Consider the following 16,080-nt stretch of genomic DNA (forward strand, 5'->3'; position numbering starts at 1 on the left):
CCGGCAGGAGATGCATCGCCGGCCGACGCGGTCGCGGTGCTCTCGGACAGAACCGTGTCGGCCGGCTGCTGCGTGATCTCCGAGTCGGCGTTGAGCAGCAGGCCGTCCGTCACGAGAGGCACGGCGGGCCGGTACCGGTCGTCCGCGAGGTGCAGCACCACGCCCGACCGCGTGTTTCCTCCCGTGTCCGTTCCAGGAGCGGCGAACGTCAGATGGCTCAGGTCCGACTGGACCACGGTGACCGGGATCCCGAGCACACGGGCCGCGAGCAGTGCCGCCAGGTCTCCCGCGGAGTGGTTCCAGCCCGCGTCCTTGCGGTCGCCGATCTGCCCGTCGCCGGACCGCAGCAGTGTCGTACGGGCCAGGTCCAGGCGCTGGTCGGGGGTCAGCCGGGCGGCCACGGTATCCGGGAGGCGGCTGCGCGAGGCGGCGTGTTCGGCGGCTTGTGCCTCGCTGAGCGCGATTCCCGCGTCGGCCAGCTCCTGTGCGGTGAACCGCTCCTGGGGATCGATCGCGAGGAACTCCGCGAGTTCGTCGCGGTCCGCCATCAGCCGGTCGGCGAGGCGTTGCCTCAAGTGCTCGACATCGGCGGCGGAAAGACTTCTGCCCTGCGCGTGGAGCCCCAGCTCGGCGAGGAGCCCCGGATGGGCGCTCTCGACCGCGTCGAGGAGGGATCGGTGGAAGCTCGTACCGATGTCGAGGTGCGCGGGTCCGGTGGAGGGCGGTTCCACGAGGTGGAGGACGCGGCCGTCCGGCGACTTCAGACTGACCGGGCGCCCCTGTGAGTCCTCGCCCTCGGCGGTGTAGGGCTCGGGGGCGGACTTCGCGTCGGCCGGGCGGACGTAGCCCTCGGGTTCGGGCGCGGGGTGCCAGGGGGTGACGACGCGGCGGGCGCTGCCTTCGGCCTGCGGCTCCAGGACCCCTCGGGTGGATACGTCCACCGCTTCGAAGTTCGGCTGCACCAGGGCGAGTTCGCGGTAGTCGGCCGTCAGCTGTGCGACTGCCCGGTCATACACCGACCGTGCGTTCTTCAGCTCGGCATCGACCGCGTCGAGCCGTCCCTCGGTCTCCGCCCGTTCCGCTGCCTTTCGGGCTCGGGCCTCTTGGAGCTCGGCAGCCCTCAGGGGTGACCGCGCGGCCAGTACGGCCTCCAGCGACGACCGGTAGGCGGCGTCCGCCGTCCGCAGGCGCTGCGCCCAGCCCGCCGCCTTGATCTGTTCCCGGCGTACGGCGTCCGTGTCCGACAGCGGCCCCGCGTTGTCGAGCCAGACCTCCGTACGGGCGAGGACGTCCTCCCGCGTGACGAGGCGCGGCGGTCCGGTGAGGTCGGCGGCCGGGCCCTCGTGGGGCACCGTGCTTTCGAGGGACACCGGCCCTTCGAGGGCTTCGGTGAGCGGCGGGTATCCGGCGACGGTGGCCGGAGCCTGTTCGGTGGCCGCGGCAGCGGCCGGCTCGCTCCAGGCGACCGGCGGCGTGCCGGAGGGGCGGGTACCGGTGATCGTGTAGTGGTCGACCGCGTTCCAGGCAGCCTCGGATGCAGCGGCGAGGTGCTGCTCGGCGGTCGCGAGGTCGCGGCGATGGTTGGCCAGGTCTTGCTGGGCTTCGGCGTACCGGGAGCGGGCCGTGGCGAGCCCCTCCCGCGCCGCGGCCACGTCCGTGCCGGTGGGAGCCGGCGTCTCCAGGAGGCGCCGGAGCTCCGTGTGGAGGGAGGTGACCTCGCTGTCGAGTGCGCGCAGGCGCCGCTCGGCCGCCTCCGCCTTCGTGGCGGCCTCGGTGAACTTCTTGGTCTGCTCCTTGACGGTGCCCGCAGCGGCCTCGACCTCGGGGGGCAGCAGTCCGTGCTCCCGGGCGATGTCGAACGACACCCACATCGTCACCCCGTCCTGCACCGTGTGCTCCACGGTGACCGGCGGCCGGGACCCGGGCCTGAGCACCGACGGGACGACCGGAAGGTCCGCGATGCGGTGCGATGCCTTCGCCGTCTGGAGTACGTGCAGGGGTGCCTGGATGAGCACAGCGCCGCCGGCGAAGGGCTTGAGCGTGGTCAGCGCGGAGGTACGGCGGTCGGCGGCACCGCCCGCCGCGTCGGAGTCCGTCCAGCCCGGCACGGTGGCCGTGGCCTGCACCAGGGGCTGCGTCTGGAAGGCCGGTCCCGCGGTCATCGACGGCATGTGCGCTTCGGTGGTGTCACCCGTGTAGGTGTCGTTGTCCATGGTCCGCCGGCTGCCGCCGAGTCCCGCGCCCGGGTCCACGGCCAGCAGCCGGGCCCGCGACAGATCGACGTCGGCGGAGATGTTCAGGGTCGCGTCCGTCCCGCCGATCGCCGACGTGGTGTCGTGCAGCGTGACGGTCAGGCTGTCGCGGATCATCTGCGGAAGGTAGGCACTCAGCACGTCGGTGCTGATGCCCCCCTTGAGGACTTCACCGGCGGCGGTGCCGGGCCGCGTCAGTACCGTCTTGCGCACATAACGGCCATTGCTGTTGGTGGGCATCTCCGTCGCGGCGTCGGTCGTGGCGCCGCGTCCCTTGACGGCGAGGTCGACGGCGTATGCTGCGGCGTCCCGGAGTGCGGTGATGCCGCCGACGGTGGTGACGACGACACTCTCCGGGCCGGTGGCGAACAGCTTCCTGCCTGCCGCGTTGCGCTCCCGGAGCGCAACGGCCTGCTGCTGGTCCGGGGGAAGCAGCATCGGGCGTGCGGCATCCCGGGGTGTGCGGGCCGCCGGCGGTTCGGTCTTCTGCTTTTCCGTCTTCTGCGTTTCCGTCTTCTGCGGTTCGGTCGTCCGGGCTTCGGTTGTCTGCTGTTCGGTCTTCTGCGGCCGGGCGAGGCTCAGCGGCAGCACCACCTCGGTTTCGCCGACGGGATACGTGCGAGGGACCACTGTCCCGTCGGGCAGCTCCAGGGTGAAGGTGACGCTGAACGTCGTCCGACCGGTCACCACCGGTCCCTCGAAGGCCACTTGGGCGCTGACGGCGTCGGTGACCGCGTGCGCCAGGGACGACGAGCGGGTGGACCCGACCCGGTCGTCGAGGGTGAAGCCGCCGCTCCGGAGACCCGGACGGTCCCAGATGGTGGGCACCTCGCCGAGCCGGTAGCCGGCCTCGTACCCGCGCGCCAGCTTCTCCGTGACGGTCTCCGCCGTGGACGTGGGCCGGGTGATCGTGGGCTTCACGTCGTGGCGCAGCGCACCGGGGGTGAATCCGGACCGTTCCAGGGTCACCGTGAGACTGGCGTCCCTGGCCGGCCCGATCTTGTTCCGGGCCAGACGCAGGGAGGTGCCGCCGTTCTCCATGCCCGTCTGGAGAGCGCGGATACCGGACGGCGACAGGGTGGTCATCTGCCGTGCCAGGCCGCCGAGCTGATCGGCCAGCAGGCTCTTGGGCCCGAGCCAGCTCTTGTGCTGCGGCAGGTCTTCCATCAGGGTGCCCATGAACCGGCTGACCGCCGCGGACATGTCGATGCGGCCGACCGTGAGCGTGGCGTGCGTGGCCGCATCGACTGCGGTGAAGAGCTGCTGGGGCGGCGGAGCGGTGAGACCGTCGTCGAAGAGACCGGCCTTCCTCGCCTCGGCGAGCGGCATCCACACGAGCAGGCCGTCGGGGATCTCCACGATCCGGCCCTGGGGCGGCCGTCCGCGCATCAGTTCCATGGGCACCTGGAGGAGACCGGACGGCTGGGAGCGGGCCGCGAGGTGCCAGGCCACATCGGCGCCGACCAGGACCATCGGTCCGGTGTACTGGACCGTGTGGGCCGGGTTCGCCGAGAAGGTCTCGGCCGAGGTCGCGGTGCTGGTGCGCTGGTACGGCGACGCGGTGAGACCGTAGGTGCCGGAGGTCTGGAACGCGTCGGTGTGCTTGGCCCGGAAGGCCAGCAGGGACGAGATGGCGTGACTGCGGACATGGGCGACCGAGTGTCCCGCCCCGCTGGTGCCCGAGCCGATGTTGGAGAGGGCGAGGTCGCTGGAGTCGACGACGGCGAGCACGCGCGTCCCGCGCACCTGGGGCCAGGCACTGACCGACGCGGTGATGTCGGTGACGGCCGTCCTCCCGAACAGGTCGCTGACATGCTTGCCCGTCTGCGCCGCGTCGCTGAAGTCCGCCTCGTTGCGACCGGTGGTGAACGCCTCGGCCAGCGCGCCGGAGGCGGGGGTCCCGTCGGTCCCGTAGATCCAGGAGTTGCCGGAGACGGAGGCGAGCAGTTCCTTGAGGTGGTGCACCACGACCTCGGGCGAGGTGACGCTCTGCACGGAGTGCAGGCCGTCGAAGAGTGCGTGGGGCGCCCAGTCATCCGTGGAGACGGGTTTCCCGGAGGAGAGCAGTTCGGCCATGGCCCGGTCCATCGGCACGGGCACGGGTGCCGGGACGGTCTCCGGCCGGTTGACCGGCAGGATGGAGGGGACGGACAGCGACGCGGGCACGGCAAGGGTGACGCGGCCGGTGACGGGGACCGGGGCGGTCTGTCCGTCGCCCTGCCCGGTGGCCAGGACATCGACGCTCCCGGTGGCCTGCTTCACGAACCACCGGGTGCTGAGCAGCTCGCCGGTCATGGTCCGCGCGATCTGGCGCGGCCGGGTGAAACTGGTGGCTTCGGCGGTGAAGGCCAGGTCGTACGACCACAGGTGCTGCGACCCGGAGCTGGTGATGCCGCCGTCCGGGGTCAGCGTCGGGCCGTACGTCATGCCGTAGGCGGTCTGCCTGCCGTACCGGTAGCCGATGCTCCCGGTGCCGCCGAAGCGCTCGATCCCGGTCAGTCCCACGTCGACGCCGACCGACCAGCCGTGGGTACGGGTGGTCGCACTGTCCGCGCGGCGGGTCGACAGGACGTTGTTCGCCAGACCCAGATCGTGGTGGGCACCCACGAACTGACGGTTCGTCGCCTCCGCGCGCACGGTGAGAACGACGTACCGCTTGCTGACGGAGTCGAGCTGCTCCAGCTGGATCCGCAGTCCGGTGCTCGTCAGGCGGTCGAGGGAGCCTTCGAGCACCGTACGGGAGAGTGCCTGGCGCAGCAGATGGGTGTTGCGCACCGCGGTGTTGTACTTCCGGTCGCTGCCGCCGTTCCGGTCGCCGTCGACCACGGTGTCCGGCCGGGGCGGAAGCACCAGGTCGGGGTAGGCGCGATGCAGCCCCGCCTGGATGCGGTCGACCAGTTCGTCCGTCAGGGAGACCTGGCGCGGAACCGTTTCCGAGTCACGGGTCGCGGCGAGGTCCAGGACCGCGTGCAGGCCGAACGTCGCCGGATTCGACGGCGACAGATACGCGGGGGCGGGGGGCACCTCGGCGTCCGGGACGGGTGCGGTGCCGTCGTCCCAGCCGGCCAGTCTGCGTGCGTCGGCCCGTGGCAACTGCACGGTGGCGGTGAGGAAGGCGCCTTCCTCGTTCGGGCCGTTCCGGTTGGCCTGGGCGGTCCGCTCGGCCGGCTCGGGCGACTCCCATGCGCCGCCCTGCCTGCGCAGCTCGATCCGGAAGCGGACGTCGTAGAGCCCCGAGTGGCCGCGGCTGTTGAGCGTCCGCACGGACTCGGCCGTGTTGCCGCTGTAGCTGCTCTCTGCACGCTGGGTCGTCAGGGCGGCCGATCCCCCGATCTGGAGGCTCAGGGTGCCCGCGGGCTGGAGCAGCGCGAACTGAGGGCCGACGGAGATCCCGATCGCGGCGCCCTGGGTGTTCTTCTTCTCCGTAGTGGCGGTGGAGCGCTGTGCGTCGGCCTTCTTGACCTCGGTCTTGTCGGACGCCTGGAGCAGTGTGGCGTCGACCGGGATCAGCCGGAGCTCGACGGAGCCCAGTGACCGGTTGCCGAGACCGGCGAAGAGCGGGGCGCTGACCACCGTCTCGCCGGAGCTCTGCGCGATCATCGTGCGCAGGCTCTCCTCGCCGAACAGATCGGCCAGTTGGTGGCGCAGGAAGCTGCCGGGGGTCGCCTCGGGAAAGTTCGCGAGTGCCCAGTCCAGCAGCCGGGTCTCCGTGGTGACGCTCAGCGGTGCGAGCAGGTGCGGCCGGGCGCCCGGCGCGAACGCGAAGGCGGTGGGCAACCGGTCCGGGATCGCCGGGTCGGTGACGCTGTCCGGGACCCGCCAGGTGACCCCGTCCTGGATGCGGTAGCGCCGCAGCGCGGCGGTGCCGGGCTGCTGCTGGTCCGGGGACAGCTCACGGCCCTTCTTGTCCCAGACGTGCGAGGACTCGACGACGATGTGCAGGTCGCTCACATGCAGATGACTGCCGTCCTTGCCGACCGCGGTCACACTGCTCTGGGCGCGGCTCTCCTGGGTGTACGTGTAGGAGGCCTCCATACGCCGTGCGCTGAGGGACACCGACCCGAACGCACCGACGGTCCCCGCGGAGGGCCCCAGCGGGACCGCCACTCCGAAGGCGCGGGAGGTGCCGAGGGTCTTGGTCTCCGTCGCACCGGGGCGGGTGCGGAGTTCGGTCTCGATCTTGACGGGGGCGTCGGTGGCCTTGGCCTCGGCGGTCTTCGACGCGTCCTTCTTCGACTCGTCGGTCTCGGACTTGTCCGTCCTGGAGGCGTCCGTTTTCGACTCGTCGGTTTTGGAAGCGGCGGTCTTGGACCCCTCCGTCTTCGACTCGCCGGTCTTGGACCCTTCAGCCTTCGGCCCTTCCGTCTTCGAGGTGGTCGAACTGCCCTCGTTCCCGTTTCCGTCCTTGTGCAGTACGAACTCGTCCACGGCGGCCAACGCCGACGGCTCGGCATGGCGGCGCCAGTTTCCGTAGCTCTCCATCGAGAGGGAGATCTCCCGGTGGCCGCCGTCCATGGTCGGCAGGATGAAGGCCCGGGGGCTGAGCAGCGTATGCGGACTCTGGACGAGCACGCGCTTCAACTCGTCGAGCCCGTCGGGGCGCAGACTCCATCGCCTCGCGACGGATTCGGCCAGCACGTCGGCACCTCTGATGGTGATCCGTCCGTGCCCGTGGCCCTTCATCGACTTCGGCAGCATCGCGTTGTCGTCGAACGTGACGAATTCACCGGACTGCTCCTGCGGGAGCGGATCCACGTCGTCGCTCAGCAGCGGAGGGGCGAAGGCCGCCTTCTCCACCTTCACGCCCGGGTTCTCGATCCGGCGGAACACCTCGTCGCGGCGTGCCTCCTCTGTCGTCAGGTCCGGACGGTCGCGGCGTACCCGGTACATCCGCTGCTCGTACTCGTCCGCCGAGAGCGCGTTCAGGGCCTTGTCGCGGGCCGTGGGCTGCTGCGCGCCCGACGAGCCTGCCGGTGAGGAGCCGTCACCGCCGGGGCCGCCCGGCGGCTCCTCGTTCTCCTTCACGGGGATGTCGGAGTCCTTGGGCGCGGAAGCCACGGAGTCGGCGTCGTCGTCGGACCTGAGGTCGGACGCGTCGTCGGACTTGAGGTCGGACGCGTCGGCGGACTTGAGATCGACGTCGTTGTTCGGTTCGGATTCCGACGTGGTCCGCGTGTCGGTGAGGGACTGCGTGTCGTCCTCGGTCTGTGTACGTACACGACGGGCGTTCGGCGACGGCAGGTCGTCCCGCTCCCGCGAGTGAAGGCTGTCCCCGTCCTTCCCCCCGGACTCCGACGCATCGTCCAGCTGCCGCGGAGCCTCCATCAGCTGCTCGCCCGGCAGCACCGGAGCACGCCGGTCCCGTTCGGAGTCGGCCGGCCGCGGGGTCTTCGCCGAGTTGCCGGCACCCTCGTCGACGTTCGTCGGGGAGACCGGATTGCGCACGGTTGCCGACGGTCCGGCATTCGACGGGCCCGACGTGTCCGTCAGGTCCGTGTCCTGGACGTCCGTGCGCTTCTCCGACACGGCGTCGTCCACCTTGGGGACACCGGGCTCATTGCCGGTCGTGACCAGGTTCCGCAGGCGTTCCACCAGCGTGCGGGCGTCGTGGGCAGCCTGTTCGCGTACCTCCTCGGGCAGCTTGTCGAGCGAGCGGTCGATACGGCGGTCGAGGTCCCGCAAGCGGTCCGGAGCACGCAGTTCCTGTTCCAGGCGCTCCTGCCCCTCACGCCTCAGCTCCGCCGTCTCGGCGTCGTAGCTGTCGAGGACCCGGTCGACGGCCTGAGGGTCGCCCGCCGCCTCGTCCAGCCTGTTCTGCCATGCGGCGCGGCGTTCGGTGCTGCGCTGCGCCCCCTCGGGGTCGCCGTCCGAGATGGCCTTCAGCCGCCGGTCGCGCTCCAGCTGTGCCATCCGGTCGAGCTGTTCCCGCTCGATGGCCCGCCTCGCCGTGTCGTCCTCGGCGTTCGCGCGCCGGTCTTCCCACTGCTGCCGCTCCTCGCGCGACATCCCGGTGTCGTCCGTACCCTCGCGCAGCCGGTCGAGCCGCTCCTCCAGGATCCGGTCATTCTCCGCCCGGGAGTCCTCGGTCCGGTCCCGGCCGGGGGTGCCGTCGCCGCCGGCACCGCCGTCACCGTCCTGCGGCGGGGGCAGCGGCTCCGAGGACTCCTGTCGGTGGCCGCCCTCGCGCATGGCGTCCAGCCTCGCCCGGAAGGACGCCAGTTCGGCCTCCCTGCCGAGGGTGACCGTACGACGTTCGTACTGCGCGTCGAGGTCGCTTCCCCGCCCCGGTGCTTCGAACCGGTTCTTCCAGGTGGCCAGCTCCGTCTCGGATGCACCGAGATCCCGCAAGGTCGCGAGCCGTCGCGACGTCTCCAGCTCGGCGTCGTAGTCAGCCTGCACTCTGCGGAGATCCTCGGGGGTCGCCGCCTGCTCCCTGCGGTCCTCCCATTCGAGGAACCGCTCGCGGTCCATGCCCGCATCTTCCGCATCGGCCCGCCGGTTGTCGGCCAACTGCTTCCGGAGCGCCTCGGGGGTGCTGTCGGCGCGGGCGCTCAGCTCGGACCCGAGGGTGCCGAGACGGTTCTCGAAGTCGTCCAGCAACTGGGTCGTCCGACGGGGATCGTTGGCGAGAGCCGACTGCTCGACGTCGAGGGCATGGCGCAGCCACTCCGTGCGGCGCATTCCCAGCTGCGCGGCCCGCGCCTCGTATCCGCCGTCCATGTGACGGCGGAACTGCTGGAGGCGTTCACCGAGGCCGTGCACGGCGACGAGGTCGCCGAGTTCCCGCAGGCCGTCGGCGGCGTCGGCGTGCCTGCCCGCCCCGACGTCGTCCCGGATGCGCTCGCTCAGCCGCTGCCGTGTCTCCCTGTCGACGCCCACCCGCCGGGCATCCGCCAGCAGGGCGTCGGTCTCCCGCTCCACGTCCTTGGTCAGCCTGCGCTGCTCGGTGGGGGTCAGGCCCTCGGGCACGTCGGGCAGCTGCTCCAGCCGGTTCACCGGGTCGTCGGTGAGGCTGCCCAGTTCGTCGAGGCGCGTGATCAGCGCATCGACATCGCCGTCGTTGTGCACGTCGAAGCCGTCGCGGAAGGGCAGTTCGTCCTGCGACTCCGTACGGAGAGGATTCGGCGAGTCCTCGGTGGCCGGTCCCTTCCCGTCGCTCTCGGTCCGCTCAGTATCCGGTCGGCTCCCGGCGGGGGGCTCGGTGCCGGGCGGGGCCTCGGGAACGTCGGGGAACACGAGGTCCGGCTCGTCCCCCGCGAAGGGCTGGGCACCGGGTTCGTTCTGCGGGACGTCCGGGAACACCACATCGCCCCCGTCCGGGGACGGACCTGTGGGTGTCTGCTGACGCGATCCGCCGGGGGAGACGCCGGCACCCGGGGCTGTGGACACGGTCGGTACGGGGCGCGGCGGCGGTGCGATGCCGCCCGCGCCGTTGTACGGGAGGACTCCGTCGCCTTCGATACCCGTCGTTGAGCCGTCGGGCTCCAGCCCGTCGGGGCCCTCCTCCTCCAGGGCCGCGCGGTACTGCTCACGGAGCTCGTCGACCCGTGCGGGGCGGCCGAGGCCGTCGGGGTCGCCCTCCCGCAGCTTTGCCATGCGTGCCGCCAGGTCGGCGTCGGAGTCCGAGTCGTCGGAATTCTGCCGGTCCTTCAGCCGGTCCAGGCGCTCCTGGAGGCGATCGAGGTCGTTCGCGGTCCGGTTTGCCGGCCCGGAGTGGTCGGACCGACTGGACGACCCCACGCCCGCGCCGTCGTCGGACGTCTGCGGAAGGTCGTTCCGCGGCACGTCGGGCAGGTCCGCCAGGAGCCGCTCCGCCTCCGGCGACAGCACCGTGCCCAGCGGGGTATCGGGTACGTCCGGGAGGCCGTCCAGAAGCGTGTTCACGTCCGTGAGCTCCCGCGTCACGTTCTCGTGTGCCTGGTCCGGGGAGGGCAGCGTCTCGGGTACGTCCGGGAGGCTGTTCAGCAGGAGGTCCAGCTCAGGCACCGAGTCCGGTGGTACGGGGGGCTCGGGCGTGACGGAGTTGGTGGTTGAGTCGCCGGAGTTGTTCGTCGTGTCGCTATTGTTCGAGTTGTTCGAGTTGTTCGTCTCGTTCGTGAAGTTGCCGTCGTTCGTGAAGTTCGTGTCGTTCGAACTGGTGGCGAAGGAAGGGGCGGACGCCCCGGACACGTCGTACGGTGCGGTGTTCCCGTCGTCGTCGCTCGAGTACAGCGTCCGGCTGTCCGAGAAGTCGTCCGCGTCCAGGTAGTACAGGCTGTCGCCGTCCGAGGCGTTGTCGTCGCCGCTCCGCAGCGACACATTGTCCGAACCGGAGTCCGAGGCCGAATCCGTGAGCGTGCGATTGTCGGCGTCGTTCCTCGGGTCGGAGCCGTCGCGGACCGTCGTGCTCGACTCCGTGCTCGGCCTCGACGCGCCGGACGGCGGCGTGGGCGAGTCGGACGAGAAGACCGGGGGGCGCGGCGGCGGCGCGGCCGGGGGGCCCGAGACCGCGTGGTGCAGGGCCTGGAAGCCGTGGGCCACTCCCCGGCCCATGACGCCGCCGGCCGCGCCCGCGGCCGCGGTCCAGCCGCTGACCGTGAACTTGTGCTCGGGACCGAAGATCAGGTTGTACATGCCCTCGGTGACCACGGCGTGGCCCGATTCACCGGCGATCTCGCCGACGAAGTTACCGATCCGGAAGCCGATGTTCCCTTCGATGTTCTTGCTGATGGTCTGTACGAAGGAGCCGGGCAGGTCGTGCGAGAGCGCACGGACTCCGTTCTCCCCCAGGTCCTTCACGTACGGCTTGAGCGCGTCGTCCAGCGAATGGGTCAGACCCTGCCAGTCGGCCTTGCCGCCCCAGTTCTTGACCAGCGCCTCGCCGTAGTCGCGGCCCAGGTTCCGGGCGGTCTCGTTGCCGAGGGAGGCCCCGAGGTTCTTCTCGAAGGCGTTCGCGAAGTCCTTGACGACCTCCCGGCCGACCGCTCCGGCGGCCGCCCCCCTCGCGCCGTCCGCCCCCACATGGTTCAGGGATTCGTTGGTCCGGCCCATGATGTTGCCCAGGCGCTCGCCGAGCTTGCGGGCGGACTCCTCCGAGATCGCCTGGCCTGCGGCGCCCGCTCCGGCCCTTCCGCTCGCTCCGGCCGCGCCGTCACCCGCGGCGCCCGCCCCCTTGCCCAGGCCCGCTCCTGCGGCACCCGCGCCCTTGCCCGCACCCGCACCCGCGCTGCCGGCGCCTTTTCCGGCGCCCGCACCCGCAGCACCCGCGCCCTTGCCCGCGGCACCGGCTCCCGCTCCGCCGGCGCCCTTGCCGAGACCGCCCGCGCCCTTGCCGAGACCGCCCGCACCCGCACCGCCCGCACCCTTGCCGAGACCGCCCGCGGCCTTGCCCGCACCGCCTGCGGCACCGCCCGCTCCCTTGCCACCCCCGGCCAGCCCCTTGCCCAGCACGTTCCCCGCGTCATTGCCGAGGATCTTGCCCAGCCCCTTGCCGGTCAGGTTGCCGAGCAGCTTGCCGAGCCCGCCGCCCAGCAGTGCGAACGGCCCGCCGAGCGCTCCGCCGATGGCGGCGAACTTCGCGGCGTCCGCGGTGAAGTTCTTGTTCCACTCCGTACGGTCGCCGCGGCCCATCTGGGTGAGCTGGAGGATGGAGTCGAGCAGCAGGCCGCCGACGAGGCCGGTGATGGTCTGCATGATGATCTGGGCCAGCAGGAACTTGAGGATCAGCACCGCCATGGAACGGAACGCGGCGATCGCGGCGGCCGCCCAGATCTCGGACAGCCCGGCGGTCACTGGCATCAGGGCCTGGGCCAGGGCTATCTGTACGACGAGCAGGGCCAGTTGGCCGAAGATCATCCACTTGGTGTACTCGATGTCGGCAGCGGTCTTGTGGGCGTTCTTCGACAGCTTGATGGCGTCCTCGTAGGCCCGTTCGAGGATGCTCTCGTTGCCGTTCGTCCTCTCGACGAACTGCCGGGCGTACGTCACGAACCGCGTCGCGGTCTCGCCCTCGAAGTCCTCGTCGACGCGGCCGACGACCTGCCGCAGAAGTTCCTCCACCTCACGGAACTTCTCGGCCATCTGGCGATACTCGTCACTGACCACCCGCAGGGTGTCCTCGTTCGCCTGCGGGAAGGGCATGCCGGTCAGAGTCTTGAGGAGGGTCGCCCACCCCTCGGAAACCTCAATCGCCATTGTGTGGTGCCGCGTCTTCGGAGTACGGCCGGCTCAGCCGGCGGCAATGTGGTTGGCGTCGTCCTCGGCGTCGTTCAGGATGACCGAGGCGTTGTTGCCGCTGATGCCGACCATTTCGAGCAGATCGGAGAGGCCTTCGAGGCCGTAGGTGAGCCCCTTGCCCGTCGAGTCGACGAACTTGTGGTACTCCTTCGCGTACACATCGTCCCGGCCGCCCGCCGTCCTGTTCTCCAGGTTGATGTGGTCGTTGAGGACGCCCAGTTCACCGACGATCCTTGAGATGGCGCCGAACTGAGTGAACCGTCGCGGGAGATCCCCCGGAACGCTCAGGGTTCCGTCAGCCATAGAACTCGTCCTCGCCACGGTTCGCGGACGGCTTGCGCCCGCCGCCCAGCACCGTCTCCGTCAGCCCCTCGGGCTGCATCGCACGCAGCGGAGCGAGCAGATCGTCCAGCTCACCACCGCCGAAGAGTCCGCTCGCCAGCTCCTCCTGACTGCCCATCAACGGCCGGACCGAGCCGCTGACCTTGGAGTTCATCTCCGTACGTGCCGCGTTGACGGTGGTCTTCAGCACCTCGGCGAGCTGGGCCCCCGGCATCGTGCGGTAGCCCTCGGTGTGGAATTTGAAGGAGAGAATCTCGCCGTGGGCGTTGACCGAGGCGGTCACCATCCGGTCCTTGGAGGTCGCCGAGGCGGATGCCCTGGCCAGTTCCTCCTGGACCTGCTGGATCTTCTTCGTCTGTTCCGCGAGGCCGGCCATGGCCTCCGCGAGCTGTTCCTGGAACGACACCATCAGTACTGCTCCTCCTTGCCTTCCGCCGCCGCTTCCAGCACGTCGACCGCGCGGGACAGGTCGTCCGCGGACAGCCGCAGAGCGACGGGGCCCGTCGGATTGAGGTACAGGTCCTGGCCTTCGGGTACGAGTGCGAACGCCTCGGAGACGGGCAGCACCCGATGGGCGAGCGCGCCCGCCCGCTCCAGATGGGCGGGTGCGGTGAACACCGGCACCACCGGGTCCCCGTCCGGAGTGCAGGCGCTGACCGCGCCACCGCCGGGAGCGGTCAGCACGGCCAGTTCGGCCGTGACCACGGCCATGGCGACGCCCTCGACCGGGCCGTAGCCGGTCGCCGCGAGCTGCATGGCGGCATCCACGTCGTCGGTCGGTTCGGGCCAGCCGAGCATGCCGGGAGAAGGCCGGTACTCGTCGTTCCGCTGCCATTCGACGATCTCGCCGTCGGCGTCGGAGCGCCACTGCCCGATCACCGCCCACAGCGGGGGTTCGCCTTCTCCGCTCCACGCGGGGTCCACCGTGCCGAACCAGTGCTCGGGTGCGGTGCGCGCAGCCGCGCGGATGTCGTCGGGCACCGGCGGCATGGCGGGATCCTCGCTCCCGGTGGGTATCCCGCCCGCTTCTGCACCTGCGGAACTCATCGTCCGATCACGCCCGTTCCGGCGTCGGGCTCGGTGCCCCACACCTCTTCGTCCTCCGAGAGCCATACGTTGCGCTGCCGGTCACCGCCGTTGCCTCCGCCACCCGGGGCACCACCGCCGCCGCCCATGCCCATCGGCGGCATGAAGGGCGTGCCGGTCCCCGTCCCGCCCCCCGCTCCGCCCCGCCCGAGGGTGCCGAGCGACTGGGTGGACACATTGCCCTGCGTCGGCGGGACAGCCGGGTTCGCGGGCAGCCCCATGGCGGCACGGGCGCGGTTGCTGAGCCCGGACACCACGGAGGACGGCTCGCGGATCGCGTTGCCGTTGCTGTCGACCATCCTGCGGAGATTCTCGGAGGCTCCCTTCGAGCCGCCGAAGAGATCACCGCTCGAACCGCTCGACGTGTACGGACGGCGCTGACCGTTCAGCAGTTCGTCGAGCGTCTTGGGGTTGCGGATCTTCAGGTTGTTGCTGCTCTCGGTGATGTGTTTGCCCTGCGGGTCGCTGATGGTTCCGTCGGCGTTGATCCGGGAAACGGTGAGCTTCCCGCCGTACATGTTGGTCAGGGGCTTGCCGTCCGCACCGATCAGGTTTCCCTGAGCGTCCACCTTGGTGCCCTTGGGGACGATGACGTTGCCTTCGGCGTCGACCCCGAAGCCCCGCGTCAGGTCCCCGGAGGTGGAGCCGCCCGGAAGCGTCGGCGGCTTCGGGCCACCGGTCGTGGGCGAAATGATCTTACCCCCGGGGCCGATCGTGGAGCCGGGCGGCACGATCAGGGGCTTGCCGTTCGCGCCGAGGACCGGTTTGCCCTTGGAGTCGGTGACGGCGCCGGTCTTGGGGTCGATGCGCGATCCGGCCGGAACCGTCAAGGACCCGCCGCCGCCCAGGGGGTTGTTCGTTCCGGAGGTGCCGCCACTGGGGCCGGTGACCGGATTCGGGCCGAGGCCGAGGTTGTTGTTCTTCGGGAGATTGGTGCCGGAAGTGCTGCCGCTTGGCCCGGTGACCGGAGGTGGGGAGCCGAGGTCGAGATCGCCGCCGCCTCTACCGCCGGTGCCGCCCCCCTCACCGCCCGCGCCGTCACCGCCCGCGCCGTCACCGCCCGCGCCGTCACCGCCCGCGCCGTCACCGCCGGCGCCGTTGCCGAACATCTCCTTGAACTTGTTGAGGAAGTCGTCGGCACCGCCTGTGCCACCGTCACCTCCGGCACCCGCGTCACCGTAGAAGTCCTTCTGCTCCTCGGGCGTCAGCGAGATGGTGAACGTCGGCTTCACGACGGAGTTCGCGTCGGAGAGCTTCCCGCTCGCCTTGTCATAGGCCGTCGCCAGGTCGAGCATCGTCTGTGCGGACGCGTCGTCCAGTTCGGTCTTGACTCCGGCGAGCCAGCTCAGCTTGGCTTCGCCTTCCACACTCTCGTAATCCAGACCGTCGAACCTGTCCCGGTACTCCGTGGTGAAGGTCTTGGCTGCCAACGCCCGCAGGAATTCGGCGTAGAGGTGGGTGAAGGGCATGGAGATGGGACCTGCTTCGCGGGGCGTCTGCCCTGCGACCACCGGCACTGTCTCCCGCTTTTCGAACCAATCCCAGGCATTCTTCGCCAAAACATCTATGGTCGTCTTCAGCTTGGAACTCACGGCTTCTAGGTCGCTCTTGATGACGCCGCTCATGTAGTAGGACTGTGTCTCCAGGAGAGAACGCTTGACCGCCAGGAGCACGGCTTCGAAGAGAGCCGCGGACTTCCCTTCGAGTTCCTCCGAGCCGTTCCCCACACTCTCGGCCCACTTGTTGAACTCGACGACCCACCCGCCGGTCCACAGATCCATGTTGTTGAACACGTCGGCCGCTTTTTTGGACATCAGCGGATTGGTGTCCTTGTTGGTACCCGCCCAGACGGAGCCGAAGATGGCCCCGGCGGCCCCCGTGAAATCACTCAACGGCCCCGGGTCGTTGCCGAATTCCTTCCAGTCATACCTGAATCCGAAAACGAGGTACGGCTTCTCCGACCTGGAGGCAAAATAGTATGCCTTGTACCCGTCGAACCCCCAGTCCTCGCCGCCGCTCCTCGTAGCGGTATCGGACCAGGCCCCGTTCACCGCCGAGGCAATCCACCGCTTGGACCCCGGCCCCGCCACAAGGTTCCGGTCCGGAAGCTTGGTGGTGCCGTCGTGAAACATGGCGAGGATGTCCTCCCACTTGGCCGGCATCCCGGGGGGCACCGCGACCACGG

General features: G+C 70.3%; 5 protein-coding genes. All 5 read right to left on the reverse strand.

Annotated elements, in window-relative coordinates; genetic code table 11:
- A partial coding sequence (locus tag IEZ15_RS08120; RefSeq protein ID WP_189275405.1) for a WXG100-like domain-containing protein occupies nucleotides 1-12,371 on the reverse strand: 12,371 nt, incomplete at its 3' end.
- An 87-nt stretch (nucleotides 12,372-12,458) separates the two neighbouring features.
- Nucleotides 12,459-12,770: a hypothetical protein gene (locus IEZ15_RS08125; protein ID WP_114247089.1), complete on the reverse strand. Its 312-nt coding sequence runs from the start codon at nucleotides 12,768-12,770 to the stop codon at nucleotides 12,459-12,461.
- The gene (locus IEZ15_RS08130) at nucleotides 12,763-13,218 is read right to left on the reverse strand and encodes a YbaB/EbfC family nucleoid-associated protein (protein WP_189275406.1); all 456 of its coding nucleotides are present in this window, start codon (nucleotides 13,216-13,218) and stop codon (nucleotides 12,763-12,765) included. The genes IEZ15_RS08125 and IEZ15_RS08130 overlap by 8 nt, the downstream gene beginning before the upstream one ends.
- Nucleotides 13,218-13,856 (reverse strand): type VII secretion system-associated protein, encoded by a 639-nt coding sequence (locus IEZ15_RS08135; protein ID WP_114247091.1) that lies wholly within the window; start codon nucleotides 13,854-13,856, stop codon nucleotides 13,218-13,220. Before IEZ15_RS08135 ends, IEZ15_RS08130 begins: the two co-directional genes overlap by 1 nt.
- Nucleotides 13,853-16,078, reverse strand: a complete 2,226-nt coding sequence (locus tag IEZ15_RS08140) for a hypothetical protein (protein ID WP_189275408.1) — start codon at nucleotides 16,076-16,078, stop codon at nucleotides 13,853-13,855. Before IEZ15_RS08140 ends, IEZ15_RS08135 begins: the two co-directional genes overlap by 4 nt.
- Between the last annotated feature and the right edge of the window lie 2 nt (nucleotides 16,079-16,080).

This window comes from Streptomyces atratus, assembly GCF_014648655.1.
Taxonomy (GTDB): Bacteria; Actinomycetota; Actinomycetes; order Streptomycetales; family Streptomycetaceae; genus Streptomyces; species Streptomyces atratus.

Bases quoted from the DNA above. Each gene is read 5' to 3' on its own strand.
- IEZ15_RS08135 (WP_114247091.1), bottom strand. From the start codon at position 13,856: ATGAGTTCCGCAGGTGCAGAAGCGGGCGGGATACCCACCGGGAGCGAG.
- IEZ15_RS08130 (WP_189275406.1), bottom strand. From the start codon at position 13,218: ATGGTGTCGTTCCAGGAACAGCTCGCGGAGGCCATGGCCGGCCTCGCG.
- IEZ15_RS08125 (WP_114247089.1), bottom strand. From the start codon at position 12,770: ATGGCTGACGGAACCCTGAGCGTTCCGGGGGATCTCCCGCGACGGTTC.